General features: G+C 55.5%; 22 protein-coding genes. 13 read left to right on the top strand and 9 right to left on the bottom strand.

Annotated features, from left to right (window positions below):
- Window positions 1-257: 257 nt before the first annotated feature.
- The 6 genes from G523_RS0105615 to G523_RS20845 all read left to right on the top strand — a co-directional run bounded on the left by G523_RS0105615 (window position 258) and on the right by G523_RS20845 (window position 7,060).
- Window positions 258-1,970 carry a molecular chaperone HscC gene (locus G523_RS0105615; RefSeq protein ID WP_022694056.1) on the top strand — a complete coding sequence of 571 codons (1,713 nt, stop codon included), beginning with the start codon at window positions 258-260 and terminating at the stop codon, window positions 1,968-1,970.
- Window positions 1,960-2,928, top strand: a complete 969-nt coding sequence (locus G523_RS0105610; protein WP_022694055.1) for a hypothetical protein — start codon at window positions 1,960-1,962, stop codon at window positions 2,926-2,928. The genes G523_RS0105615 and G523_RS0105610 overlap by 11 nt, the downstream gene beginning before the upstream one ends.
- Window positions 2,929-3,089: 161 nt before the next feature.
- Window positions 3,090-3,968: a 3-hydroxybutyryl-CoA dehydrogenase gene (locus G523_RS0105605; RefSeq protein WP_022694054.1), complete on the top strand. Its 879-nt coding sequence runs from the start codon at window positions 3,090-3,092 to the stop codon at window positions 3,966-3,968.
- A 184-nt stretch (window positions 3,969-4,152) separates the two neighbouring features.
- Entirely contained in the window at window positions 4,153-4,962 is an 810-nt protein-coding gene (locus G523_RS0105600) for a hypothetical protein (protein ID WP_022694053.1), read from the top strand.
- 97 nt (window positions 4,963-5,059) lie between these two features.
- On the top strand, window positions 5,060-6,139 hold the full coding sequence (gene hisC / locus G523_RS20850) for a histidinol-phosphate transaminase (protein ID WP_022694052.1): 1,080 nt from the start codon (window positions 5,060-5,062) through the stop codon (window positions 6,137-6,139).
- On the top strand, window positions 6,140-7,060 hold the full coding sequence (locus G523_RS20845) for a prephenate/arogenate dehydrogenase family protein (RefSeq protein WP_022694051.1): 921 nt from the start codon (window positions 6,140-6,142) through the stop codon (window positions 7,058-7,060).
- 67 nt (window positions 7,061-7,127) lie between these two features.
- Here G523_RS20845 and G523_RS0105585 read toward each other — a convergent pair whose 3' ends face one another.
- Window positions 7,128-9,200 carry a hypothetical protein gene (locus tag G523_RS0105585; protein ID WP_155802594.1) on the bottom strand — a complete coding sequence of 691 codons (2,073 nt, stop codon included), beginning with the start codon at window positions 9,198-9,200 and terminating at the stop codon, window positions 7,128-7,130.
- A gap of 282 nt (window positions 9,201-9,482) precedes the next feature.
- Between G523_RS0105585 and G523_RS0105580 the strand changes: the two genes are divergently transcribed.
- Window positions 9,483-10,142, top strand: a complete 660-nt coding sequence (locus tag G523_RS0105580) for a winged helix-turn-helix domain-containing protein (RefSeq protein ID WP_022694049.1) — start codon at window positions 9,483-9,485, stop codon at window positions 10,140-10,142.
- A gap of 88 nt (window positions 10,143-10,230) precedes the next feature.
- On the opposite strand, the gene purH is transcribed toward G523_RS0105580, so the two are convergent.
- Window positions 10,231-11,817 (bottom strand): bifunctional phosphoribosylaminoimidazolecarboxamide formyltransferase/IMP cyclohydrolase, encoded by a 1,587-nt coding sequence (gene purH, locus G523_RS0105575; RefSeq protein ID WP_022694048.1) that lies wholly within the window; start codon window positions 11,815-11,817, stop codon window positions 10,231-10,233.
- Window positions 11,818-12,018: 201 nt separating this feature from the next.
- Between purH and G523_RS18150 the strand changes: the two genes are divergently transcribed.
- Window positions 12,019-12,474, top strand: a complete 456-nt coding sequence (locus tag G523_RS18150) for a hypothetical protein (RefSeq protein ID WP_022694047.1) — start codon at window positions 12,019-12,021, stop codon at window positions 12,472-12,474.
- Window positions 12,475-12,492: 18 nt separating this feature from the next.
- Here G523_RS18150 and G523_RS0105565 read toward each other — a convergent pair whose 3' ends face one another.
- The 5 genes from G523_RS0105565 to G523_RS0105545 form a co-directional block, all read right to left on the bottom strand.
- Window positions 12,493-14,190, bottom strand: coding sequence for a heparinase II/III family protein (locus G523_RS0105565; protein WP_022694046.1), 1,698 nt, complete (start codon window positions 14,188-14,190; stop codon window positions 12,493-12,495).
- Window positions 14,191-14,195: 5 nt separating this feature from the next.
- Window positions 14,196-14,858: a ribulose-phosphate 3-epimerase gene (rpe, locus tag G523_RS0105560; RefSeq protein WP_022694045.1), complete on the bottom strand. Its 663-nt coding sequence runs from the start codon at window positions 14,856-14,858 to the stop codon at window positions 14,196-14,198.
- 63 nt (window positions 14,859-14,921) lie between these two features.
- Window positions 14,922-15,407, bottom strand: coding sequence for an outer membrane lipoprotein (locus G523_RS18145; RefSeq protein WP_022694044.1), 486 nt, complete (start codon window positions 15,405-15,407; stop codon window positions 14,922-14,924).
- Between the two features lie 121 nt (window positions 15,408-15,528).
- On the bottom strand, window positions 15,529-16,818 hold the full coding sequence (locus G523_RS0105550; protein WP_022694043.1) for an RsmB/NOP family class I SAM-dependent RNA methyltransferase: 1,290 nt from the start codon (window positions 16,816-16,818) through the stop codon (window positions 15,529-15,531).
- A gap of 31 nt (window positions 16,819-16,849) precedes the next feature.
- Window positions 16,850-17,668 carry a M48 family metalloprotease gene (locus G523_RS0105545; RefSeq protein WP_162141029.1) on the bottom strand — a complete coding sequence of 273 codons (819 nt, stop codon included), beginning with the start codon at window positions 17,666-17,668 and terminating at the stop codon, window positions 16,850-16,852.
- Between the two features lie 137 nt (window positions 17,669-17,805).
- Here G523_RS0105545 and G523_RS0105540 point away from each other — a divergent pair, with 137 nt between their 5' ends.
- Together G523_RS0105540 and G523_RS21100 are read left to right on the top strand one after the other, a co-directional pair.
- The gene (locus G523_RS0105540) at window positions 17,806-18,021 is read left to right on the top strand and encodes a DUF1674 domain-containing protein (protein WP_022694041.1); all 216 of its coding nucleotides are present in this window, start codon (window positions 17,806-17,808) and stop codon (window positions 18,019-18,021) included.
- Window positions 18,022-18,117: 96 nt separating this feature from the next.
- A complete protein-coding gene (locus tag G523_RS21100; protein WP_022694040.1) occupies window positions 18,118-19,347 on the top strand; it encodes a hypothetical protein in 1,230 nt (409 codons plus the stop codon).
- Window positions 19,348-19,501: 154 nt separating this feature from the next.
- On the opposite strand, the gene G523_RS0105530 is transcribed toward G523_RS21100, so the two are convergent.
- Window positions 19,502-19,846: a P-II family nitrogen regulator gene (locus G523_RS0105530; RefSeq protein ID WP_022694039.1), complete on the bottom strand. Its 345-nt coding sequence runs from the start codon at window positions 19,844-19,846 to the stop codon at window positions 19,502-19,504.
- Window positions 19,843-20,634 (bottom strand): class I SAM-dependent methyltransferase, encoded by a 792-nt coding sequence (locus tag G523_RS18135; protein WP_022694038.1) that lies wholly within the window; start codon window positions 20,632-20,634, stop codon window positions 19,843-19,845. Before G523_RS18135 ends, G523_RS0105530 begins: the two co-directional genes overlap by 4 nt.
- A gap of 67 nt (window positions 20,635-20,701) precedes the next feature.
- Here G523_RS18135 and gloB point away from each other — a divergent pair, with 67 nt between their 5' ends.
- From gloB to G523_RS20175, 3 genes are all read left to right on the top strand, one after another.
- Window positions 20,702-21,469 carry a hydroxyacylglutathione hydrolase gene (gloB, locus tag G523_RS0105520; protein ID WP_022694037.1) on the top strand — a complete coding sequence of 256 codons (768 nt, stop codon included), beginning with the start codon at window positions 20,702-20,704 and terminating at the stop codon, window positions 21,467-21,469.
- 1 nt (window position 21,470) lies between these two features.
- Window positions 21,471-21,917, top strand: coding sequence for a cupin domain-containing protein (locus G523_RS0105515; protein WP_022694036.1), 447 nt, complete (start codon window positions 21,471-21,473; stop codon window positions 21,915-21,917).
- A gap of 106 nt (window positions 21,918-22,023) precedes the next feature.
- Window positions 22,024-24,600 carry an ATP-binding protein gene (locus G523_RS20175; protein WP_022694035.1) on the top strand — a complete coding sequence of 859 codons (2,577 nt, stop codon included), beginning with the start codon at window positions 22,024-22,026 and terminating at the stop codon, window positions 24,598-24,600.
- Window positions 24,601-24,602 lie beyond the last annotated feature (2 nt).

Raw genomic sequence — 24,602 nt, 5'->3', positions numbered from 1 at the left:
TTCAGGCGAACTCCGTCCCAAACACCTCAACTCCACCCATTCTGACAGAAATTATCCATCAACCGTATCACGGCGTTTCAGCCCCATTAGAACCGCGCACAACGCTCCCGCTCAGCTGAAAGCTATACCGCGCTGATGACACTTTCGCGGCAGCCGCGAATTACTGCAAGTTGTGAATTTACTCTACATTTCCCCCTTGCTCTCTGGCCCAGTTCCGTCCCAAATCATAGAAGGGAAACAACTGGCGGGAGATTTGCGTGAGCGCAGAGGACACCATTATTGGGATTGATCTGGGAACGACCAATTCTCTGGTGAGCGTCTTCACCGAAGATGGCCCTGTTCTGATCAAAAACGCGCTTGGCAGTTTCATGACGCCGTCAGCCGTCGGCTATTCCGAAGATGGGACGCTTCTGATCGGTCAGGCCGCCAAGGACAGGCTGGTCACGCACCCGAAGCTCACAACGGCTCGCTTTAAGCGGTATATGGGCACCAACCATGAAGCGATGCTTGGCAAGAAGAAATATCGCGCCGAAGAACTTTCCGCGCTCATCCTGCGATCTCTGAAAGACGACGCCGAAGCTCATCTCGGCCATGCGGTCACGCGCGCCATCATTTCGGTTCCGGCCTATTTCAACGATGTTCAGCGTAAGGCAACAAAAGCAGCAGCCGAAATGGCGGGGCTGAAAGTCGAGCGCCTGATTAACGAGCCAACGGCGGCGGCGCTCGCCTATGGCCTTCAGAACCGGGATGCCGAAACCACCTTCCTTGTGGTGGACCTTGGCGGCGGCACGTTTGACGTCTCCATTCTGGAGATGTTTTCAGGCGTCATGGAAGTGCGCGCGTCCTCTGGCGACGCCTTTCTGGGCGGAGAGGACTTCACCGACACGATGATGGCGCATCTCGCCGAGAAGGCCGATCTCACGCTCGATAAGCTAGCCGCTGAAGAAACCTCACGTCTTCGCGCCGTTGTTGATACGCTTAAGCACCGGCTGACCGAAGGTCATGAAGCAAGCGCCAACTTTGTTCTGAAAGGCAAAGATGTCCCGCTGACCATCAGCCGTACGACATTTGACGAGATCACGGAGCCACTGACCAAGCGCATTCGCCTGCCAATCCAACGCGCGATATCAGACGCAGGCCTCAAGGCTGAAAATATCGACCGTATTCTTCTTGTCGGCGGCGCAACTCGAATGGATTGCGTGCGCGGCCTGATCACGCGGCTGTTCAAGCGCTTTCCGGAGCACGACATCAATCCGGACCATGTCGTAGCCCTCGGCGCAGGCGTTCAGGCTGGCCTCGCCTCCCGCCATGAAGCGCTGGACGATATGGTGATGACGGACGTTGCGCCGTTCACGCTCGGCTATGAAACGTCAACCGAGATCAGCCCGAACGTCTTCGAGCATGGGCATTTCTCACCGCTGATCGAGCGCAACACAGTGGTGCCTGTCAGCCGCTCTCACGTCACCTACCCGCTTCAGAAGGGCCAGACGGAAATCCTCTTCCGGATTTATCAGGGCGAAGCGCCTTTCGTGAAAGACAATGTCAAAATCGGTAGCCTGTCAGTCTCAATCCCGCGTAACACAAAGGACTATGAGGCCGTCGATGTGCGCTTCACCTATGACGCCTCCGGTATTCTGGAGGTTCTGACCAAAGTCATCTCTACCGGCAAGGAAACCCGTCTCGTTATTGAAGGCAATCCAGGCACACTCAGCCAGGCTGAAATAGACGCCCGCCTGAAAGCGCTGGAGGGGCTGAAAATCCATCCGCGCGACCAGCAGGAAAACACGGCATTCATGGCCCGCCTCTCAGCGCTTTATGAAAGCCTGTTAGGCGGCGAACGCGAAATGGTGCGCGAAATCATTCGCGAATTCGAAGGCGCGCTTCACTCACAAGATGCGCGCATCATCGCAGACTGCCGCCAGCGCCTTGAAGAACCGGTCACCCGACTGGAAAACAAAGATGTCTTTTGAAGATCCGTTTCGTTATTTCGAGCTGAGCCGGAAAGACGCGACAGCCGCGGATGTTAAACGCGCTTACGCCAAACGACTGAAAGTGACGCGGCCGGACGATGATCCGGCCGAATTTATGCGCCTGCGCAAGAACTTCGAGAGCGCCCTCAATTCGATCAAATGGCGCGATGAAGACCGCGCCAACGGTTATGACGATACATATGAGGACGAGGAAGAAGACAACGACGCAGACAATGCGTTCGCTGATAATCCGCCCTTGCCTCCGGTAAGCGCAGAACCCGAGCTTGCACAAACACCTGGCGTGGCACCCGAGACTGTACCGCCGCCTCCTGCAGGCGCCGAATGGTCCGAAGATGATGCAGATCCGTTCGGGGCGGACACGCCACCTCCGCCAGAACCGGCCTCACAGCCCTGGGGCTTCACACCGGATGACCAGACACTGGTAAAGAACGCCGTAGAGCAGATCCGCACTTTGATGGATGATGCAGAGCGTCGCCAGAAATGGAGCGCTTGGCTTGCCATTCTGGATAACGAGCATCTTGAAGGGATCGATACCTTCCAAATGCTGTCCTACCGGCTGCGCAACTTGGTCTGTCAGGAAACGAGCCCTGAAGAAGGCCGCACTGTAGCGAGGGTTTCAGACCGTATCAGTCCTACTATTCTGCTTCATCTCGATGACCGCTTCGGCTGGTCCAAGCAGACAGGCACTGACTGGGTCACACGAAATGAGAACCTCTGGATCAGCCGCCTTGTTGAAACAGCTGCCATTGCCACTGGGCGTCAGAGCATCACGCCGTGGGAAAAAGCCCAACGCGAATTGAAAGCTCAGGCTGAAGGCGGAAAGCCTTCGCGTTTCTCTAAGAAGACAGAGCGTATGGTCGCGATAGCATGGATCGTTGCCCGTATTGCTCTCATCCTCGTGTTGATCAATTTCATAGGATACCTGCTGCGGGAATAATGCCCGCCAGACACGCGATGGGCAGGACACGTCTATCCAAAAAGTATCGAGCCCTTAGGAAAAAAGTATCGCCGCTACAGCAAACAAGTGTTGCAGCGCAGCACGTCCGTGATAGCGTCGCGAAAAAATAGAATACCAAATATGCAGGGTAAAAGCTGGTCATGACTGAACTTCGCAAGATCGGTGTCGTAGGCGCCGGTCAGATGGGTAACGGCATTGCGCATGTGTGTGCGCTGTCAGGATACGACGTCGCTATCAACGATATTGCCGACGAATCCCTCAAAAAAGCCGACGCCACGATCCGAAAGAACATGGCCCGTCAGGTCAGCCGCGAAGTTATCTCTCAGGAAGAGATGGACATCGCCATGGGCCGGATCACCTTCTCAACCAACATGTCTTCATTGTCTGACGTCGATCTCGCAATCGAAGCTGCAACAGAGAAAGAAGCGATCAAGGTCCAGATTTTTGAGTCGTTGGTAAAATCGGTTCCGAAAACCGCCTGGCTGGCATCCAACACATCTTCCATCTCGATTACGCGTCTCGCGTCTACGACCGACCGCCCGGAGCGCTTTATCGGCCTGCACTTCATGAACCCTGTTCCTGTCATGCAGCTGATCGAGGTTATTCGCGGCCTCGCAACCGATCAGGAAACGTATGACATGGCGCTCGGTTTTGCCGAAAGCCTGCATAAAACCGTTGCAAACGCAGAAGACTTCCCGGCCTTCATCGTAAACCGCGTTCTGATGCCTATGATCAACGAAGCCGTCTACACGCTGTATGAAGGCGTCGGCACGGTTGAAGGCATTGATACAGCGATGAAACTCGGCGCGAACCACCCAATGGGCCCGCTGCAACTGGCTGACTTCATTGGCCTCGATACCTGTCTGTCTATCATGCAGGTCCTGCATGACGGCCTCGCGGATACTAAGTACCGCCCATGCCCTCTGCTCGTAAAATACGTCGAAGCAGGATGGCTTGGCCGTAAAACAGGTCGCGGCTTCTACGATTATCGCGGTGACGCGCCGATCCCGACTCGCTAAATCCGGCAGTTCGATATCGACAAAACACAAAAGCGTCGCGATTAAGTCACGGCGTTTTTTTGTTTTCGCCTGAAAGCGCAACAAAAAATTGAGTGTACAGGGAAACTTTGCGACCATATCCCGTCCCAAATGATTCCCGTTCGGATCCACCTGCGCTAAGACAGGGGCCACAAAGGTAAACCAAATGAGTGACGACCAACCGCGCGTAAGTCTGGACATGCTCGAGACACGACTGCGCGAAGCAGAAAGAGAGCTCGTGGCCGCTATTCAAAAGCGTGCGCGTGCTGGTGCGCACATGCGTACGGCTCTGCGCAGTCAGGGCGATGCGCTGGCGATGGCCGTCATGACATGTCTGGAACGTCTGAAGCGTCAGTCTGCCAAGCTGGATCTTGCTGAACTCATGCTGCGCTGGCACGTAGAATTCCCGCTCGATATGTTTGATGCGGGCCTGCAGAATGTAATTGTCTCCGGCGCCGAACAGCACCGCATTATGGAACAGGCGCGGAACATGTTCGGCTATGCCGCGTCCCTGCAGTACAATAAAGACCAGCGCGAATGCCTGACCATGTGCATGGATAAAGAAGGCACAATCGGCTTTATGGGCTGGGTTATGGGGCCGGGCGCGGGCCAGTGGTGGCCGATGCTGAACGAGACGCGCTATCACGATATGCGCATTGTCGGTTCATGGCCATCATTCAGCGATGATACCCCTCAGGCGGCCCTGATCGCTAAAGGGCCTTTGGCAGAGCTGTCTGACCACCGCACGCTTCTGATTGCGCATGATGACCACCACCGCCTACAGAAGATTTTTGCCGAAGTCGGGCTCGAAGTGACCGAGATTTCACGCGCTAGAACGCTGGTTCTGTTTGAGATCGGTTTCCCGGTCTCAGAGAGCGACCCACGACTTGCTGCCGCGCGAAATGCGGGCCTTGAAGGCCTTCGCGTTGTCGGCAGCCTGCCTGCTCCGAACGTCAAGGAAAGCGGCACAGCCTGATCAGCCTGTCTCTTTCCGGACAAACACGGCTTCAATACGCGCGCAGATTGGTCTAGAGACGCTTCAACACGTTTTTCAGACTGAATGGTGACGCTCCATGGCTCCTAAGCCGCTCGCAAATGTGCTCGAAATCACGCCGTACGTTCCTGGCCTCTCCGCAGAGTCCGGTTACAAGCTCTCATCCAACGAAAACCCGCTCGGATATTCTCCTGTGGTTCGTGAAGCTCTGGCGCAGAGTCTCGATCATATGGAGCTTTATCCTGATGGCGGCGCGAACAAGCTGCGCGCAGCAATTGCCGACCGTTACGGCCTGAATGCTGACCGCATTATCTGCGGTGCGGGTTCGGATGAAATCTTCCAGATGCTCGGCCATGCTTACTTGCAGCCGGGTGATGAGATCATCCAGACCCAGTTCGGCTTCCTCGTGTACCAACTGGTTGCCAAGCAATGCGGCGCCACAACGATTTCCGTTCCGGACATCGACATGACCGCGAATATTGATGGCATTATCGCAGCGGTCACCGAACGCACAAAAATTGTCTTCCTCGCCAACCCGAACAACCCGACAGGTACTTATGTCAGTTTTGACGAGGTTAAGCGCCTGCATGAAGCCCTGCCGAGCGATGTGCTTCTGGTCCTGGATGCCGCTTACGCCGAGTATGTGAAGAAGAATGATTATGGTTCCGGCATGGAACTGGCGGGCAGCGCAGACAACGTGTTGATGACGCGCACATTCTCCAAAATTCATGGCCTCGCCGCGCTGCGTCTTGGCTGGGCATATGGTGCCGCCTCCATCATTGATGCGCTGAACCGCGTACGCGGACCGTTTAATGTGGGCAGCCTCTCTCAGATTGCAGGCATTGCCGCGCTGGAAGACAAAGCGTTTGAAGAGAAGTCTGCTGAGTTCAATCAACGTGAACTCGCGCGCGTCTCCGAGGCCATCGGCGCAACCGGCCTTACGGTTTATCCGAGCGTTGCAAACTTCGTGCTCGTCGAGTTCTTCCCTGAAGGCCAGTACACAGCAGCGAATGCAAATGCGGTGCTGCGTGAAAATGGCCTCATCGTGCGCGATGTGACCTCTTACGGCCTGCCAAATTGCCTGCGCATGTCCATCGGCGTCAAAGAGGCTAATGACCAGTTGATCTCCGTCCTCACCACCTTCATGTCTGGGCGGTAAATGCCGGCTATCGATCGACTTGCCATTGTCGGGATCGGCCTGATCGGCTCATCCATTGCGCGCGCGGCTATCGCTCATGATGCAGCAGGCTCTGTGACGCTTTATGATGCGTCAACGAGCGTGCGCAAACGCGCTGGGGAAATTGATCTTGGCGAGATCGCAGACACGCTTGAAGACTGCGTGAAGGATGCGGACCTCGTTATCCTTTGCACGCCCGTAGGTGTGATGGGCCATATTGCCGAAGATATGGCGCCGCACCTGAAACAAGGCGCGATCGTCTCTGACGTTGGCTCTGTGAAGTCGGCCGTTCTGGAGGCCGTCGCACCTCATATCCCGTCAGGCGTATCCTTCATTCCGGGTCACCCGATTTCCGGTACTGAGAAATCCGGCCCGGATGCAGGCTTTGCGACCCTGTTTGAAGGCCGCTGGTGCATCATTACACCACCGGATGCACATAAAGATGCCGCCAGCCTCGATACCCTCACCCGCTTCTGGGAAGCGCTGGGGTCCACAGTCGAGATCATGAGCGTTTCGCGTCATGACCGCGTTCTGGCGATTACGTCTCACCTGCCCCACCTCATCGCATTCAATATCGTGGGCACGGCCAATGACCTTGAGAGCGTGACCGAAGGCGAGGTCGTTAAATTTTCCGCTGGTGGTTTCCGTGACTTTACGCGTATTGCGGCCTCTGATCCGATCATGTGGCGCGATGTTTTCCTCTACAACAAGGAAGCCGTTCTGGAGATGCTGGGTCGGTTCAACGAAGACCTCGCAGCCCTTCAGCGTGCCATTCGCTGGGGCGAAGGCGAGCAGCTGGAGAAGTTCTTTGAACGCTCCCGCGGCATTCGCAAATCTATCGTCGACGCCGGTCAGGATACAGACGCGGACGACTTCGGCAGAAGCCACTCACCAAAAGGCTGAGCGCACAAAAAAGGGCGCCGGATCGAAACCCGACGCCCCATGGGGATTCTCTGGCAAGATTGGGCAGTTACCGGAGATCAAACTCCCAGGACGTCTGGCAGGTATTTTGATAGGCGTAGCCTTGCCAGCTGCCATGAGCGTCGCTTTCCTGAGTAGATAGACACCAGCCTGAATCATTACTGGCACCGAGCACTTTAATCTCCTCACCATCGAGCTCTACGAATATCTGATCGAGCATAGCACCATCGCCACCATCTGTATGGATCTGGAGGTAGCGGGCTTCGCCTTGAACGACGGTCTCCCACTCCATATCCCGGCAAATTGGCAATATTGGCGCGTTGGTGTCTTCCTGGAAGGAGCTTCGCCCAATTTCATTTCGGTCTGCATCGAGATAAATTGCTGTCAGTTTACTGGCTGTGCCTTCATTCTCAATGTCGTCGACATCACAGTCGATATCGAGCGCATAGCGATGAGTCCTGGTATCACCTCTTCTGGCCAGTATCCCATCGCGCGGGTTATCTACCGGATGGCGTGAGTAGCTCCAGGTATGCTCAGATGTACACACCCCATTAGCGGCATATTCCCAGCTCCCTGTTCCATCTCCGGGATCAGTTGAAAGACACCAGCCCCGATCATTATTCGCACCTGAAGTGCGGACCTCATCGCCTTCGCGATACATGATCAATCGATCGATCATGAAGGCATCCGACCCATCTGTGCTCAACCGGACATATTCGGCTTCCGCATCGGTGACAGCCTCAATCTCCGGGTTACCAAACACGCAGGTCGAATTTGAAAGGTCGTCCCTGCTTGCCTCACCCACCTGACGCCATGCGTGGTCAAAAAAAGTCGCAGTGATCGTGGCTTCGGTGCCGTCATTGCTAATATTCTCCGTCGAGCAGTCGATCGCAACAGAGAACGCGAGGGATTGCGATCCGGCAGCTTCGAGCGACTGAAATGCAAACTCGAAGCTGTCCGTTTGCGTGTTGACTGGCGGATTTTGTCGGCCGGACCAAAGACCTAGCAACATACCGTCATTCAGCACTGAAACACCGCCGGAAAAGCGAAACGCAGGACGATGGTGAACACAGGCCTGGAGGTACTGGGTCCGACCAAGGTTCACATCAGAAATCAGGTTTGCCGAACTTTGATTGAACGTAGAATAATCGATCTCGGAAACATGCAGAATGTCTTCATATTCTACTTCCATGTCCCAGCCGCCTTCCAGCGGAACCGACGCACCCTGTTCGAGGCACGCTATACCGTAGGCAATAGCCTTTGATGTCTGGCTGTCATCAGAGTCATCTGGCCAGAATTCATCCGATGAGAACGCCGAGACAAGAAACATGGTCCCGTCATCCTGCATGATCAGGTTGGACCCCTGTCCAGAAATCGATGCCTGAAACTCGGTACATTCGCCGAAAGATGTCGTGTCATCCAGAAGTGACACATTGGCATCGGTTCGGCACAACTCCGCCATCACAACATCGGGAACCACCGTTCCTGCTGCATTGATCGCGTAAAACCGATTGTCGTTCTGATTATAAACAACACCGGATGCATCCCGCCCGCCCTCCAGAACGCCATCATTGTCGTTATCGAAGAAAAATTCCATATCGAGGTGATCAAGATACTCGACTACGTTATCCTCGCCTATGTGGTAGAAGCGCGATCCGTTATCCGTACCAACGATAATCACTTCTCCGGTAGCCTGGATATTGCTCGGATGCCCCTCCGGTGAGTCTGCCTGCGACGGGCAGTAGAAAAACCAGTCAAGTTCCGCATCTGGATCGGCTGAATCAAATGGACTGGAAAAGGTGATCAGGCCATCGCAACTGGTAGACGGATCCGTTTCGGTTCTGGAAATGGACAGGACTATCCGGCCCGATCCAGTTATCGTTATGCCCTGAATGTGGTCGCCAGAGCCCATGCCAGCGCTGTAATCGTCAACCAGATCTTCTATTTCGGTATCGACCAGAGTGGCATGGCGGCCCTGCATTTGTGCCAGTTGATAACGGACATCCGAAACCGAAGGACTCATTTCATCCGCTCCCTGCCCTGACGCCGGTGCGGCTATGGTCCCGGTGACCAGCAGCACACTCGCTGCGACGACAGACTTTACTCCGGTTTTATTTCCCATGATCATCCTCCGCCTGCATCCCCACACGATGCGAGCTAAGCCTAAGGAGCAGGCAGATCACTTCTCAAGTGCAGAAACACAATGAGTGGGTTGAAGAAATATGAAGATGTTTGAATCCAGAGGGTTACAATTCCTGCCGAAAGCCCTGATAACTTAAATCAGATACAATTCTCTGGGCCGGCGCCCTGAAAAAGCGGGTGCGGTACGCAACGATCCGGAAAGGTTTTTTTGTCGATCAGGGTAATCTACCAGTTTGATTCGTTCGAACTAGACCCCAGTCGCATGTCCCTGATGCAGGACGGCGAGCAGGTGAGGCTAGAGCCGCAGGTGTTTCGGCTTCTTCTTCTGCTCGTGGAAAACCATTCCCGAATTGTGACACGTGATGAAATCAATGCCAAAATATGGGAAGGCCGACATGTTTCTGACGCCGCGCTTACCAGTCGTTTGCGTTCCGCCCGCATCGCGGTTGGAGACAATGGATCCGAACAGCGGCTCATCAAAACCATTCCGAATACCGGCCTTCGCTTCGTGGGCGAAGTCACCGCTCGCAAAGTCTCAATACCCAGCGGGATCATACAACAGATCAGAAGATATGGCGCTTATGCAGCTGGCGCACTGATAACATGCGCCCTGAGCGCGGCTGGAATCTGGTATGCGGTGAAGAGCTCGGAAGAACGGGCTCTTGAAGCTGAGTTCATGCTTACCCCTGACGCAGCGATATCCGGCTTTAACAATAAACGCTTTTTCTATGTCTCGCGCCATGACTGCATGCGCCTGTGTCTGAAACAAACCGACTTCGTCTGCCGGTCGTTCGATTACTATAATCTGGAAAACGCCTGCGATCTGTCCGAAGAAACCGCCGAAAGCATTGGCGGCCTGAAAACCGACTATGAATTGCCGCAGTCATACGACCATTACGCCCGGATCATGCCGGAAGAGTAACGCGTCTTTCGACAGCAGCATCACTGCGCTATCCTCATCGCATACCCCGGATGAAAATCCGGGGCAGCTGGCGTGCAATTCAACAAGCCTAGTGACGGAAGTGGCGCATGCCGGTGAAGACCATAGCAAGGCCTGCTTCGTCAGCTGCGTCGATCACGTCCTGATCCTTGATTGAACCACCTGGCTGGATAACGCAGGTCGCGCCCGCTTCAGCGGTCTGTAGCAGACCATCAGGGAATGGGAAGAAGGCATCAGACGCCGCGACGCAGCCTTTTGTGCGCGGCACGGACCAGCCAGCAATCTCGGCCGCATCTTCAGCTTTACGCGTCGCGATGCGCGCTGAATCCAGACGGTTCATCTGGCCTGCGCCAACGCCTGCAGTAGAGCCGTCTTTTGCGTAGACGATTGTGTTGGATTTGACGTGTTTTGCGACACGCCATGCGAAGAAAAGATCCGCCCATTCCGCTTCGGTTGGCTGTTTCTTGGTGACGACTTTCATGTCGCCGCGGGCGACGAAACCACGGTCCTGATCCTGAACCAGAAGACCGCCTGCAACCGCCTTCATGAAGACGCCCGGCGCTTTCGGGTCTGCGAGACCGTCAGTCAGAAGGAGACGAAGGTTTTTCTTCTTTCGGAAGATCTCTTTTGCTTCTTCGTCTGCGCCCGGCGCGATGACGACTTCGGTGAAGATTTCAGTGATTTTCGCAGCTGTCTCACCAGTCAGAGGACGGTTCAGCGCAACAATACCGCCAAAGGCAGAGGTGCGGTCACAGTCATAGGCTTTGATGTAAGCGTCGAGCGTTGTCTCACCCAGCGCAACGCCACAAGGGTTTGCGTGCTTGATGATCGCGACGGCTGCCTGCTCGTCACTTGGGAACTCGCTGACGAGTTCAAACGCGGCGTCCGTATCGTTGATGTTGTTGTAGGAAAGCGCCTTGCCCTGAACGAGTTCTGCTGTCGCAACGCCCGTACGGATTTCCGGGGTTTTGTAGAAAGCTGCTTTCTGGTGCGGATTTTCACCATAGCGCATGACAGAAATACGCTTGCCGCCGAATGCGCGCCATTCAGGGCTCTCTTCGCCGAGCTGCTCGAAATACCAGTTTGAAATCGCCGCATCATACGCGCCAGTACGCGCATATGTTTTCGCGCACAGTTTCTTACGTGTCGAGAGCGTTGTTGCGCCGTCATTGGCTTCCATATCCGCGATCACAGCGTCCACGTCATCGCCATCTGTGCATACAGATACGAAGGCATAGTTTTTAGCCGCTGCGCGCAGCATGGCCGGACCGCCAATATCGATGTTCTCGATGCAAGTATGGAAGTCGGCGCCTTTGGCGACTGTCTCTTCAAACGGGTAGAGGTTCACATAGAGAAGATCGATGCCTTCAATGCCATGCGCCTTGGCCTGCTCCACGTGTTCCGGATTGTCACGCAGATGCAGAAGACCGCCATGAACGACAGGGTGCAGCGTCTTCACGCGGCCATCCATCATTTCCGGAAAGTTTGTGACTTCAGAAACGTCTTTTACCGGAATGCCTGCATCGGCAATGGCTTTCTTCGTGCCGCCGGTGGAGAGGAGCTCTACGCCCAGCTCGCTGAGCTTCTTAGCGCGGTCAATCAGGCCGGTTTTGTCGGAAACAGAAATGAGCGCGCGTTTAATTGGAAGATCAGACATTTGTGAATGAGCTTTCTTGGCTGAAGTCGTGAATTGCGCGTGGCATAGGCGGTTTCCGGACGAAAATCCAGTCGCGAGAAACGCCAATTTACGCAAGCAGACATGATTACAACAACGCCCCAGAATTGCGTGCACTTGTTTTTCACGTTGCACGCTAGAACGAAACTGGGGCAAGCTGCCTTCAAAGTCGGGGGAACAGTAATGAAACCAATCCTATACAGCCTGTCAGTTGCCGCTATCGCGCTTCTCGTCTCAGCATGTGCGTCACAACCGGCTTCGCAGAGTTCGGCTGCCAGCGATGACGAGCTGATGCAGACACTTTTACAAGGTCGATCGAATGCCGATCAGTCGGCTCTGGATTCTCGTATTCAGCAGGCTGGCTCATATCCGCTTGGAACCCGCCAGAATCCGGTGCGAACCGATATGCCGCGCGGCCAACATGCCTATCTGCGCCGTCTGAGGTGCTCTGATGGAAACGCACCAACCTATCGACGCGCAGGCAGCGGCGGCGCTGGCGCATACGGCTCAATTATCGATATCTACGAGCTGAGCTGCGAAGGTGGCAGCCCGTCGGAAGCAACCGTCATTATGGATATGTATCACCGCGGATATGTAGAAACGGAAGCGGTGCCAGGCTTTACCATCGTCAATCCGTAACCTCTGGCGTCCGGATAACTAGACGACCTTCACGAAGGCCCATTGAACGATATTTGCCGGATTGCTCGCGTCACCATTCGGATCGGCATCGCCTGAGAGGACAAGCTGCCAGCTTTTCTCGACCTTGCCGCGCGCCAGATACACGGTTCGTTCGATCGATTTACGCTCATGCTTGGTCTTGAAAACCCAGGCAGCGCCGCTCGGCAGAATGATGCGGATATGGTGCCCGTCCGGCTCTTCCGGCCGCAGGGTCACAGACGGATGCATATGGAAGCGGATGTCGTATGGAATCGCTTCTGTATCTTCTGTCAGGCCAGCCGACAAAGGCCGGAACAGCGTGTCCTCACCCGTGAGACGGCGACCATCTCCGTCCATGTAGAGACGGCGACGATAGACAAGGCCATGGGTATCCTTCCAGCCGCTATGCTGGCTATCAATCCAGATCGTGTCTTTCTCTTCCATACGCTTGGCAGACACACCCGTCGGGCCGACGGGCGCCTGAAGCCCCATGGAACGAACGGGCACAAATTGAGACGCGTCAAATCCGGTCACGGCGAGCGTCGAATGTCCGCTCGTACGACGCGTTGCACCGCTCCAGACAGGCGGGACATCAACATGGCTGCCGCAATTGGTGATGATGCGTTCGCCCTGATCCTCAAGCTCCAGCGCAAGACAGCCAGCATGTGCGCCTGTCCCGAACTCACCCGGCGGCGCGTGGCCGGCATCGAGCGTCATGCGCGTACCTTCAGCTTCCAGCTTGTGAATGCCTGTTTTGGTCGCGAACGAGAAAGCGCGTGTATCTGAATAGGGATAAAGCGCGTTTTTAATGTCTTCGCGATTGCCTTCACTACTGCCATTCATGATTGGCAAGCCGCCATCAGACAAACGCAGAAATTTCAGCATGCCCGCGATACGCGGCATCATCTTGGCGACGAAACTCAGTGTCGGACGCCCCGTCCGCAGATAGAGATCATCTATCGTCTGCAAATCGAGAAGTACGTTAAGAACCATCTCCGGATTACGGCTGATATGGCCGCCATCAGCGAGGATCTGGTCGTTCAGTGTAAACTCAAGCTGGGCTTCCAGAGACGCGATCCGGCGCTCGCCTTCATCTGCCGCGAACGCCATAGCAAGCTGGGTGAAGAGGGACTTCAGTACCGCGATCGGTTCCGGATACTCACCCGTCGAATGCTGAAGGTGGCGCATCTGGCGCATGAGCGAGTTCATCACCTCGCTATCAGCCCCATGATTTTCCAGAAGTATCGGCCCTGCGACCAGCCAGTTCCAGACACGCTCTGTCGTCACCGGCAGACGCCAGACAAAGCCGTTCCACTTGCCGAAATCTGCAACCCAGTCCGTCAGCAGCTCTCTGGCACGGCGATGCCCTTTCGGGCCGACAGCCATCAAATGACGCATCCACTCAAAGCGATGAAGACGGTCTGCAAAATGGCGGGATGGGTTTGGAACACTCCACGGGGATGCATCCGGCGCGAGTTTTAGTTCGCTCTGTCCGATATGCCAGACGCCGGCAAGAATATCCTCACCAATCGCCGGATCACCATAACGAAGGCTTTGCGGATAGAGGCTGAGTTTGTGGGGCGCGGGCCCCGAAAGCTTCATCTTGTAAACCGATGTCGCGCGCGCATCCTCACCAAGGCGGCCGAGAAAATGACGCCATTCAGACAAATCGCGTTCGGCAGATGAGCTATCAACCACTCCGATCAGGCTCCGGGTCTTAGCGCTGCGATATTCGTCGCATAAGCATCAGGGCCGCCTTTAAAGACAGCTGAACCTGCAACAAGTGCATTCGCACCGGCTGAGATCACCGCCTGAGCGTTGTCCGGCTTCACACCGCCATCGACTTCCAGAATGATATCGCGGCCTGTGGCCTCGATCATTTTGCGAAGGGCTTCGATTTTGCGCAGCTGACTGTCGATAAAGCTCTGTCCGCCAAAGCCCGGGTTCACAGACATAACGAGGATCATGTCGATATCATCCATCACATAATCGAGCACTTCGACAGGGGTTGCAGGGTTCATCGCAACACCCGGCTTCATACCGTGCGAACGAATAGACTGCAGCGTGCGGTGCAGATGAGGCCCCGCTTCCGGGTGAACTGTCAGAATATCTGCCCCAGCATCGGCAAAATCAGCGATAAACTGATCAACCGGCGCGATCATCAAATGCACGTCGAAAGGCTTTTTCGAGTGCGAACGCAGAGACTTGATGACAGGTGGGCCGAAAGTGAGGTTCGGCACAAAATGGCCATCCATCACATCGACGTGGATCATGTCAGCGCCAGCTTCATCAATGGCGCGCACTTCTTCTCCCAGCTTGGAAAAATCAGCAGAGAGAATAGAGGGGGAAATAAGGACTGAGCTCATTCCCCCTGAATACCAAGGTGCGTTCTTCATCACAAGGCGAAGAACGCGCCCCAGAGATGGTTTTTAGTATGGTTTCGGTGTCACGCGGACAGCGTCTTCGCCGAAGGAAACATAGACCGGTGTACCGACCGCAATGGCTGGCTCAACGCCCTGAACGATTTCCTGGATCTGACCGTTGCCGAAATCGATTGTATAGGCATAGCCAGGGCGTGTATTCGCCGCTTCACCGACTTCATTACCAATCACACCGCCAAGAACAGCACCGGCAACCGCGCCAGCTGCGCGCTCGTCATCACCGCCGCCAACGTTCGAGCCGGCAATACCACCGAGAATCGCGCCAGTCGCCGCGCCCAGATAATTGCGGTCCGGACGGATGGTGACAGGCTGAACGCCGATGACAACACCTTCGCGGATGGTGGCTGTTACGCCAACGCCGGACGCCGTACGCTCTGAACCGCTATAGCTGTTTGCACAGCCGCCAAGAGCCACAAGACACCCGATACCGGTTGCGATAGCGAGTGAACGATAAGATTTACTCAGAATGGGCATAACATCAGCTCCACAAAAAATTCCCGTGCCTCAATTCTGAGACTCGTTGAATGAACTGTATATGAACTGATCGTGGCGCAAAAATGTTAGTTGATGAAATTTACGAGAGATTCCTCAAATTTCAGCCCTGACGGCGCTCCAGCCTCGCGATGTAAAATACGTCACACCCGTCAGGAATGTCTGTTGTCTCCGGAAGGGTAAGGACATCACCCTTTTCCGTTATAGAGCTGACAAAATCCGGCACATCGTCACCCGAGATCGGCGCGCGCGACCAGTCTTCGTGCTCGGCCAAAAATGCCTCGACAACCTCAACACCTTCACGCGGCAATGGGGTGCACACACAATAGACCATACGACCGCCCGGCTTAACGAGCTTTGACGCGGCCTCAATCAGGCGGGCCTGAATCTGCGGGAAACGCGCCAGATCGTCTTCGGTTTTAATCCATGGGCCTTCAGGGTGGCGACGCAGCGTTCCGAGCGCCGAGCATGGCGCATCCAGAAGCACGGCATCGAACGGCGCTGGTGCTTCCCATTTGGTCGCGTCAGCTGCGATGCATTTCGCCGTGAGGCGCGTACGTTTCAAATTCTGTTCGACCAGACGCATCCGCTTGGCCGCGCGATCAACAGCAGTGGTCTCTGCCCCGCTTGCCGCAATCTGCATGGTCTTACCGCCAGGGGCCGCGCACATATCCAGCACAGCTTCACCCTTTTTCGGTGACAGGATGTGAACAGGCAGAGTGGCGGCGACATCCTGCACCCACCAGGCGCCCGCTTCGTAGCCCATGAGATTTTCTACGATACCTTCCGCGAGGCGAAGCGAAGTCGGCCCGACAGGCTCGCCTCCCATACGCTCTGCATAGAGTTTGCGATCCTTCGGCACAGTAAGATCAAGCGGCGGCTGATAGCGTTCCGCGCGCGCCATTTGCGCTGCGCCCTCTTCGCCGAGCGCCTTCACCATCATATTCTGAAAATCTGCTGGCCAGACACTCATCGGGTCTTCGTCGTACACATCAAGATCATCTTCGCGCAGCTTGCGCAGCACCGCATTGATGAGGCCGCCCGCTTTACGCGCGCCTTCGACGCCACGTGCTGCCTCCACCGTTTCGGACACTGCCGCATGCAGCGGCGTTTTCAGCGCCATAATTTGCGCCGCGCCCACGCGAAGAACATTTCGTACGTCAGGGTCGAGCTGTTCGAAGTTGCGCCCTGTCACCTTGGACGCCAGCACCATATCCATTTGTCCGAGCTGGCGGAGCGCCGCTGACACAATAGCGCGCGCAAAGCCGCGGTCCGGACCTTCAAGCGCAGAAAACCGCTGATCCTGGGAGAGTGCTTCGTCCAGGGTCTGGCGGTGATCGAGAATACGGGTGAGCAGCGAAACAGCTGCAATACGAGGGCAATGCTTTTTCATCGCGGCCCACTAGCACACAGCATCAAGCCTGTCAGGCCGCCTTTGCAAAGGAAAGCCGCTTAAGCTCTGCCACGCGATGCGCCATTGGTGACTTTTCCGGATGAGACGACGCGTAGATCGCGTCACGAGGATTGACGGTCGCGAGACGCGCAATCATCGGGACACCTTCAATGGCAGACAGATTGGACGACCGCACACCCTGCTCAAGCTTCTGAAGTGCTGATGTCATGATCGCGCTGTCCTTGCAAAGCTGGGCAGCGAAAGCATCAGCGCGGCAATCCGGGCGCAACACCTTCTTACTGAGACGGGTGAGCTGGCTCTCAGCATCGCCGAACAACCGGCCCATGCTCACAAAGCGCAAAAGGCTACGCAGGCCGAGTTTCGTTGCAATGATGGACATGCCCAGCGACATTGCGGTCGTCACACGCTCACCAGCTTTGATGTGGCCGAGTTCGTGCGCGGTGACCGCAGCGATCTCAAGGCGTGTCAGTGTTTTGAAAAGACCGGTCGTGACGATGACCCGCCCGCTTGAGCCAGAAGCGCCCATCGAGAATGCCATAGGCAAAGGCGTATCAATGATAGAAAAACGCGTGCGCGACATGCCTGCAGACATGCAGAGCCGGTTCGTGTCACCCACAAACAATCTGTGCATCATATTTCCAGCCGAGGCTTCGGTGAGCGTATGAGCTTTAAGATGTTTCAAAACAAACTCAGGCGCAGCATTGTACCAGATCAGCACAACAAGCACTGCCAGAACTGCCAAAAGCCCTGCAATTACGGGTCCGCCGATCAGCCAGCCAAGGCCTGCGGAGAGAAAAGCGGCGAAAAGGTTGACCTTGAGAAGTGCCAAGGCGTCCTCCTTCATTTATGTTTTGACGGGTTTTGTTCAGATTTCGATCTAGAATGTACAGCCAATGCTTAACAAACCCTGTGCAATTCTTTAGTGAGCGATAAAAATTCGTCACATTTTCTCAAGGCGTAAATTCCATGACTGACACACCTGATCTCCCAGAAGGCGCAGCGAAAGACAAAGTGCTCCCGCCTGACGCGATTCGCGCGTTAGAAGAGGCCGCAGACCGTCGTCGCGCCGCAGAGAAAGCCGCCCAAGAGGCTGCAAAAGAGAAAGAATTCAATGGCCCGCGTGGTCTTGAACCGACCCGAAATGGCGATTGGGAACGCAAAGGAATTGCTTACGATTTCTAGTGTTCGGGGAAGCAACTGGTAAACAAAACCCAGTTGGCCCATGCCTTGCACATGACTGTCGAAACTGCATTTCGGCTATGTCAGGGAGCTGAGGCCATGCCAAAACTGAACACTTTCCTCGCTGCGACGCTTCTCGCGTCTACATTCGCAGCAACAGCTTATGCCGGTGAACCCGGCTATACAGGATCACGCACCCATCCGGGCCATGCGTCATCTCAATATGGTGCCCAGACGGGCCATGTCCTTTACGGCAGCGCGCAAGCGCCAACCTACCGGACACATGGTTCAGTTCAGACATCAGCATCCAGCCACGCACGGGCTTCTGCATCAGCATCCGCCTATGGCTCTTCGTCCAGCGCCTATTCAAGTGCGAGTGCTAGCTCCCACAGTTCTTACAGCTCTGCCGGCTCATCTTATGGCGCGGGCTATGGTTACACAGGCGCCACTCATGGCGGCCCGAACTATGTGATGAACACCGCTGGCCCTGTCGACATTTACAGCGATGAAATCATCTGCACCCTGCATGGCGAAGAAGTTCCTTGTGACGCAATTCCAGGCCTTGCCGAAGCGCTGCGTGCGCAGGGCATGAGCTCTATTGCCGATGCGCTCCCACCTTATCGCGGCGGTCCGGCTGTCGATTACATGTATGATGGCAGCTATGCCTCAGGCTATGGCCAGACAAGCTACGCCCACACCGGCGCAAGTTATCAGGGCTCTTCCCATGCAAGCGCTTCCAGCTCGTCTTACGCGTCAGGTTACAGGCAGACTTATACGCCTCACCACCAGTCCGGATCTTACCATCACGGACAGCAGGAAGTGTGGGTCACACCTTGCGGTCAGGTCATCACAACCGTTTCCGGCCATATTCCTCCGTGCAACACGCCAGTTTATTACGAGCCGGCACCAGCACCTGCACCCGTATCAGTGCGTCTGACTGACGGCACGGTGTTTGCGATGTTTGGCGGCGTCGGTTCCGGCGTTCACGGCGAATACTATGGCGGCGGCGGCACCTATATTGAAGGCGGCGCAACCTATTCGGGCGTTCTGAACCACGCAGCTTCAAACTACACGTTCCGTCGTCGCACGCGTGAGCACAACCCACCGAGCAATCCGCCTCATAACCCACCTTGCGGTGGCGGCTGTGGTCACGATGGTGGCGGTGGTGGTGGACACCACGGTGGCGGACACAATGGCGGTGGTGGCTACCATGGCGGCGGCGGTCACAATGGTGGCGGCTATCATGGCGGTGGCCGCGGAGGTCGCGGTGGCGGCCATAATGGCGGAAACCATGGCGGTGGCGGTGGTAGCTGCGGCGGCGGTTGCTAACCCCGACACAAGTTTCAGTAGATTAGAGTATTTTACGCAAAACCCCGGGCACACGCCCGGGGTTTTTCGCATGTGGTTTCAGAGCAGTAGACAGAAGAAAACCCCCACAGCCGAGGCCATGGGGGTTTAATTCTGTAGTTATCCGAAATCGGACTTAAGCTTCGATCGCCTGTGCGTCGCGCTCGCCCGTACGGATACGCATAGCGCTTTCCAGACCAGTGACGAAGATTTTGCCGTCGCCGATTTTGCCTGTGTTCGCTGTTTCAGAGATTGCAGAAACGATTTTGTCGACAGCTTCAGCTGCACACGCGATCTCTACTTTCACTTTTGGCAGCAGGCGGACTTCATATTCCGTGCCGCGGTAAACTTCGGTCTTGCCTTGCTGACGGCCGTAACCGCGTACTTCAGTAACCGTAAGGCCGGTTACGCCCAGCTCTGTGAGGGCATCAAGAACAGCATCGAGTTTCGATGGTTTAAATACTGCAGTTACAAATTTCATGGCGTCGTCTCCTTGCGCTGTGTTAGGTGTGTAACATATGCAGATTGCTCACGCAACTGCTTTTTTGTGATCATTGCGGGCCTCATGTTTGATGGCGCCACAACCCGCACCTTTGAAGGAGTCGAGGGATCGATCCTGACCCGTTTCACTCCCTCAACAAGGTTAACCCCACCAATATTCGGGAGAAACAGTTCACCTACCCGTTCCCAGCCTTCACTGGCGGAAGTGAACATTTTCCAGTCAACAGGTGGTGTATACAATGCACGTGTCCAGGCTGATGGCTCGATAAGCGCGTCCCGTAGAAGGCGCTTTGTCTGACGGCGGGAAAACGGTCGTCCGTGTCCAAACGGCGTATTATCGGAAAGCGACCACGCGCCGGAGCGGTTCGGCACGACAACCAGAATATGGGCTTCGGGTGCAGCCACCCGCCAGATTTCGCGCAGGAAGCGGGTGTAATTGCCTGTTTCCTCCAGAGCGTGAACAATCAGAATGCGATCGAACACAGCGTCAGGGAACGGCAATTCTCTTTCGGCAGCGACCACGCTCGCCGATCCGCGATCTGTGGGCGTCCAGGCATGTCCACCCTGACTTGCAGGCATCAGGCTGACAAGCCGACGCGGCTCACCTTCAAGCGATTGTAGATATGGCGCGGCATAGCCGACACCGAGAATATCCAGACCGGACAGATTACCCCAGAGGCCGTTCACGCGCTCCACAATGGCACGAAGCGCACACGCACCCAGCGGCGTCTCGTAAAAATTAAGGAGTTCAGTTACGTCCAGTCTCATCTCGTCTCACGCGCCTAACACTGTTAGGGTTTATCATACAAAGATATCCAAAGAGGAAAGTTCCGCCATGTCAGCATTAGAAATTCATCAGTTTCCATGTCTGTCAGACAATTATGGCTATCTGGTGCACGACCCGGTTTCTGGCGAGACGGCTGTTATCGATACGCCGGACGCCGACCGCATTCTCACAGAAGCGAAGTCCAAAGGCTGGACCATCACCCAGATCTGGAACACGCACTGGCACCCGGATCACACGGGTGGGAACCTGAAAATCAAAGACGAGACCGGCTGCGTGATCATCGGGCCGGCCGGCGAAGAAGAGAAAATTCCGGGTCTTGATCGCGCGGTAACCGAGGGCTCGCTCGTTAATCTTGGCACGCACACGGCCCGCGTACTGGACCTTCCTGGCCATACTCTGGGCCATTGCGCCTATTCTATGGAAGATGATGGTCTGGCATTCGTCGGCGATACGCTTTTTGCGCTCGGCTGCGGGCGTTTGTTTGAAGGTTCTGCAGAGCAGATGTGGGATAGCCTGTCCAAGCTGAAAGCCCTGCCTGAAGATACGACGATTTACTGCGCTCATGAATACACTGCAGCGAATGCCAAATTCGCAGTAACGATCGAACCAAATAATAAAGATCTTGCCGCCTATAGCGAACGCGTCACCGAGCTCCGCAGTCAAAATAAGCCGACTGTTCCAACGACGCTTTCTGCCGAACTCGCCGCAAACCCGTTCCTGCGCGCTGATGCTCCCGAGCTGCAGGACGCTATGGGTCATTCGGGGGACCCGGTCGCAACTTTCGCTGAAATCCGCAAGCGAAAGGACAATTTCTGACATGTTTGCACGGTCCGGCGACCTTGGCGTACGCGAAATTATCCGCATGCTGAATATGCAGAAACATCCGGAAGGCGGCTGGTATGCAGAAACCTTCCGTAGCGACACAGATGCGGGCGAGCGGGCAGCCGGAACAGCGATTTACTATCTGCTGGAAGCCGAAGACCATTCTCACTGGCACCGGGTGGATGCCGATGAGACCTGGCACTGGTATGCCGGAGGCCCGCTGTCTCTCACTTGGTCCTCAGATGGCACGAAAGAGAACGCTGGCACTATGACACTCGGCCCTGATCTCAGGACGGGCCAGAGACCACAGCACACCATTCCGCGTCATTACTGGCAGACGGCCGTATCCCTTGGCGCATGGACGCTGGTTGGCTGCACAGTCGCGCCGGGCTTTGAATTTGCAGGTTTCGAAATGGCGCCGGAAGACTGGATTTTGCGTTAGAAAACCAACCAATCCGCGGTGTTATTCATATTTAAAGGATAATCATTGTTAATGTCACACAGGTGATGATTAAGGGGTTCCGGGCTTCGGCCTGAGGATCAGAACAATGATAACGATGAGTCTCGAGAAGCGCTTCACGCAATTCCTGATAGCGTCGACAGTGCTTGCCATTCTTGCAACCGCATTTGCCGCTGCCGTCAGCGTCAACTGGCACGTGCGCCACCAGCAAAGCAGCGCGCTGGCGGACTACATGTCCGAGCGCGGCCTCAGAGAAGATGCGTTCTTCAACACCATCGCCGAATCCCAGAACGCCGCAATGCAAACCTTCACCGAGTATGTTGAAGGCCTGACCGACGCAGAAATCCAGACCGGACTCAACACCTATTTCCCGCTGCAGGAAAATGGCGCCCGCCGGGGTACAGATGAGCTGTTCGAAGGCGTTTTTGTCCCGGGCTATGGCCGTGTTTATGGCATCGCCGCGCTCGGCAGCTCTACGCATGAATGGACGCCTGCGCGCGAGCGTACGTTCTACTCGGCCTTCCTGACAATCGCCCGTCATGGCGTTTCAATGAACGATACTCATGAAAGCCTCTGGTTCCTGTCGCCGCTGGACGATCTCATCATTTTTGCACCCAACCGTCCTGACCGACTGGAATATTACCGCCACGAAGCGCCTCATGATTTCAGCGCGACAAGCATCGGCATTGGCGACGTGTCAGAGCCTGAGGTGAATCCGGAAGGCCGCACACGCTGCACGCCTCTCATGAGCGCGGCTTACGACCAGACCGGCGAAACTCTTGTCACAGGCTGCCAGACCCCGCTTCGCCAGTTCGGCGGTGGACAGGTCAGTATCTTCGGTACGACCATGTTCGTCAACGAGGTATTCCAGGCCGCATTCGATTCTCTTCCGAACATGGACTCCGATATCTACTTCATTTCAGCTGAAGGGCAGTTGATCGCACACCATGATATTGATGAGACGACTGATGTTCGCCCCGCGCTGATGAACGCAATGGAAGAGCTCATCGAACCTGAACAGCTTCTGGAGACGTTTCAGAACACCCGTTCAGGCAGCGGCGTCTTCTTCCGTAACCCCGAGCATTTTTCCTCCGAAGCGATCGCATTTTATCACCTCGAAATTCCAGACTGGTATCTGGTCATTTCGATACCGGAACAAACCCTGCTTTATGCGTCGCTCAACCAGCTCGTACCGATCTTCATCATGTCGCTTACGGTTGGTGCCTGTGTCATTATCGGCATGACAATCTTTGTGCGCCGCGTCGCATTGAAACCGCTTGGCATTCTGACGCGATCACTCGACGCGCCTGCAGGTTCAACCGGCAAACTGGATCATCAGATTGATGAACTCACGGAACGCAGTGACGAGATTGGCCAGCTTGCAAACACACTGGCGGACTTTCGAAATCGCACTGAAGCTTATACGTCCAAACTAGAAGACACCGTTGCTCAGCGTACCGAGAAACTGCGTCGCGTCAGCGAGGCTAAGACGACATTCCTCGCGACAATGAGCCATGAGCTGCGCACGCCGATGAATGGCATTCTCGGCGTTTCAGGCGCGCTCAATCGTACTGACCTTACATCAGAACAGTCTGAAATGGTCGAACTCATCCAGCAGTCTACGCAAATGCTGGAGCGGCAGCTGTCAGATATTCTGGATGTATCCAAAGTGGAAGCCGGCAAACTTGAGCTCATCAGGAACCCGACAAACCTCGCATCCTGCGTGACGGAGCTATGTGATTTCCATCGTCACTCAGCGAAAGAGCGTGGTCTGGACCTGATTTTGAATTTTGATGTCTCGGCGCATGGATATTTCCTCGCCGATGAAGTCCGCATCCGACAGGTGCTGAACAATATCATTACCAACGCGATCAAATTCACCAGCGAAGGCTCTGTCACGATTGATGTCAGCGGCGGCGAGTATCTTGACGTCACCCGGCAGATGGTCAGCTTCAAAGTCACTGATACCGGCATTGGCATGAACGCAGAAAGCCTTGCACAGATTTTCGAACCATACGCACAGCCGACGAAAAACGTTGCCGAGCCAAACCGTGGCACGGGTCTCGGCCTGACCATCTCGAAATCTCTCGTCGAGCTGATGGAAGGCGAGATCATCGCGCGGTCCCGTCCGGGACATGGCAGCGCATTCGCGTTCGAAATCCCGCTGGTTCGATGCCAGACACAAAACCCTTCGCTGACGCCCGTATCAGAGGAAGCTGAGGCGCTGGCCGACCATTTGTCATCCACGCGCGTCCTGCTTGCTGAAGACCACCCGGTGAACCAGCGCGTCGTGCAGCTCATCCTTAGACCGCTGGGTGTCAGCGTTGAAATTGTCGAGAACGGTCAGGACGCCGTCGAAGCCTATAAGGATGGCAGTTACGACGTTATTCTGATGGACATGCGTATGCCGGTCATGGACGGTCTGGAAGCCACTCGCCAGATCCGCGACATTGAAAGCAATGAAAACCGCGGCCATACCCCAATTCTGGTTCTCAGCGCGAATGCCATGCCAGAGCACTGCGATCAGTCCATGATGGCCGGGGCTGATATGCATATCGGCAAACCATTAACACCGGAGCGCCTGATTGATGCAGTTCGCGAAGCCCTGGAATTAAAAGCCGAAGGTAGCGATGCCAGCGAACAGTCGAGCTCCCAGCGCGCCTGAAA

The organism is Ponticaulis koreensis DSM 19734, assembly GCF_000420665.1.
Classification (GTDB): Bacteria; Pseudomonadota; Alphaproteobacteria; order Caulobacterales; family Hyphomonadaceae; genus Ponticaulis; species Ponticaulis koreensis.
This window is presented reverse-complemented; position numbering and strand designations above follow the sequence as displayed.

What these genes read in the sequence shown, in the direction of transcription:
- G523_RS0105610 (WP_022694055.1), top strand. Translation starts at nt 1,960, where the DNA reads ATGTCTTTTGAAGATCCGTTTCGTTATTTCGAGCTGAGCCGGAAAGAC.
- G523_RS0105605 (WP_022694054.1), top strand. Translation starts at nt 3,090, where the DNA reads ATGACTGAACTTCGCAAGATCGGTGTCGTAGGCGCCGGTCAGATGGGT.
- G523_RS0105600 (WP_022694053.1), top strand. Translation starts at nt 4,153, where the DNA reads ATGAGTGACGACCAACCGCGCGTAAGTCTGGACATGCTCGAGACACGA.
- hisC (WP_022694052.1), top strand. Translation starts at nt 5,060, where the DNA reads ATGGCTCCTAAGCCGCTCGCAAATGTGCTCGAAATCACGCCGTACGTT.
- G523_RS20845 (WP_022694051.1), top strand. Translation starts at nt 6,140, where the DNA reads ATGCCGGCTATCGATCGACTTGCCATTGTCGGGATCGGCCTGATCGGC.
- G523_RS0105585 (WP_155802594.1), bottom strand. Translation starts at nt 9,200, where the DNA reads ATGGGAAATAAAACCGGAGTAAAGTCTGTCGTCGCAGCGAGTGTGCTG.
- G523_RS0105580 (WP_022694049.1), top strand. Translation starts at nt 9,483, where the DNA reads ATGTCCCTGATGCAGGACGGCGAGCAGGTGAGGCTAGAGCCGCAGGTG.
- purH (WP_022694048.1), bottom strand. Translation starts at nt 11,817, where the DNA reads ATGTCTGATCTTCCAATTAAACGCGCGCTCATTTCTGTTTCCGACAAA.
- G523_RS18150 (WP_022694047.1), top strand. Translation starts at nt 12,019, where the DNA reads ATGAAACCAATCCTATACAGCCTGTCAGTTGCCGCTATCGCGCTTCTC.
- rpe (WP_022694045.1), bottom strand. Translation starts at nt 14,858, where the DNA reads ATGAGCTCAGTCCTTATTTCCCCCTCTATTCTCTCTGCTGATTTTTCC.
- G523_RS18145 (WP_022694044.1), bottom strand. Translation starts at nt 15,407, where the DNA reads ATGCCCATTCTGAGTAAATCTTATCGTTCACTCGCTATCGCAACCGGT.
- G523_RS0105550 (WP_022694043.1), bottom strand. Translation starts at nt 16,818, where the DNA reads ATGAAAAAGCATTGCCCTCGTATTGCAGCTGTTTCGCTGCTCACCCGT.
- G523_RS0105540 (WP_022694041.1), top strand. Translation starts at nt 17,806, where the DNA reads ATGACTGACACACCTGATCTCCCAGAAGGCGCAGCGAAAGACAAAGTG.
- G523_RS21100 (WP_022694040.1), top strand. Translation starts at nt 18,118, where the DNA reads ATGCCAAAACTGAACACTTTCCTCGCTGCGACGCTTCTCGCGTCTACA.
- G523_RS0105530 (WP_022694039.1), bottom strand. Translation starts at nt 19,846, where the DNA reads ATGAAATTTGTAACTGCAGTATTTAAACCATCGAAACTCGATGCTGTT.
- G523_RS18135 (WP_022694038.1), bottom strand. Translation starts at nt 20,634, where the DNA reads ATGAGACTGGACGTAACTGAACTCCTTAATTTTTACGAGACGCCGCTG.
- gloB (WP_022694037.1), top strand. Translation starts at nt 20,702, where the DNA reads ATGTCAGCATTAGAAATTCATCAGTTTCCATGTCTGTCAGACAATTAT.
- G523_RS0105515 (WP_022694036.1), top strand. Translation starts at nt 21,471, where the DNA reads ATGTTTGCACGGTCCGGCGACCTTGGCGTACGCGAAATTATCCGCATG.
- G523_RS20175 (WP_022694035.1), top strand. Translation starts at nt 22,024, where the DNA reads ATGATAACGATGAGTCTCGAGAAGCGCTTCACGCAATTCCTGATAGCG.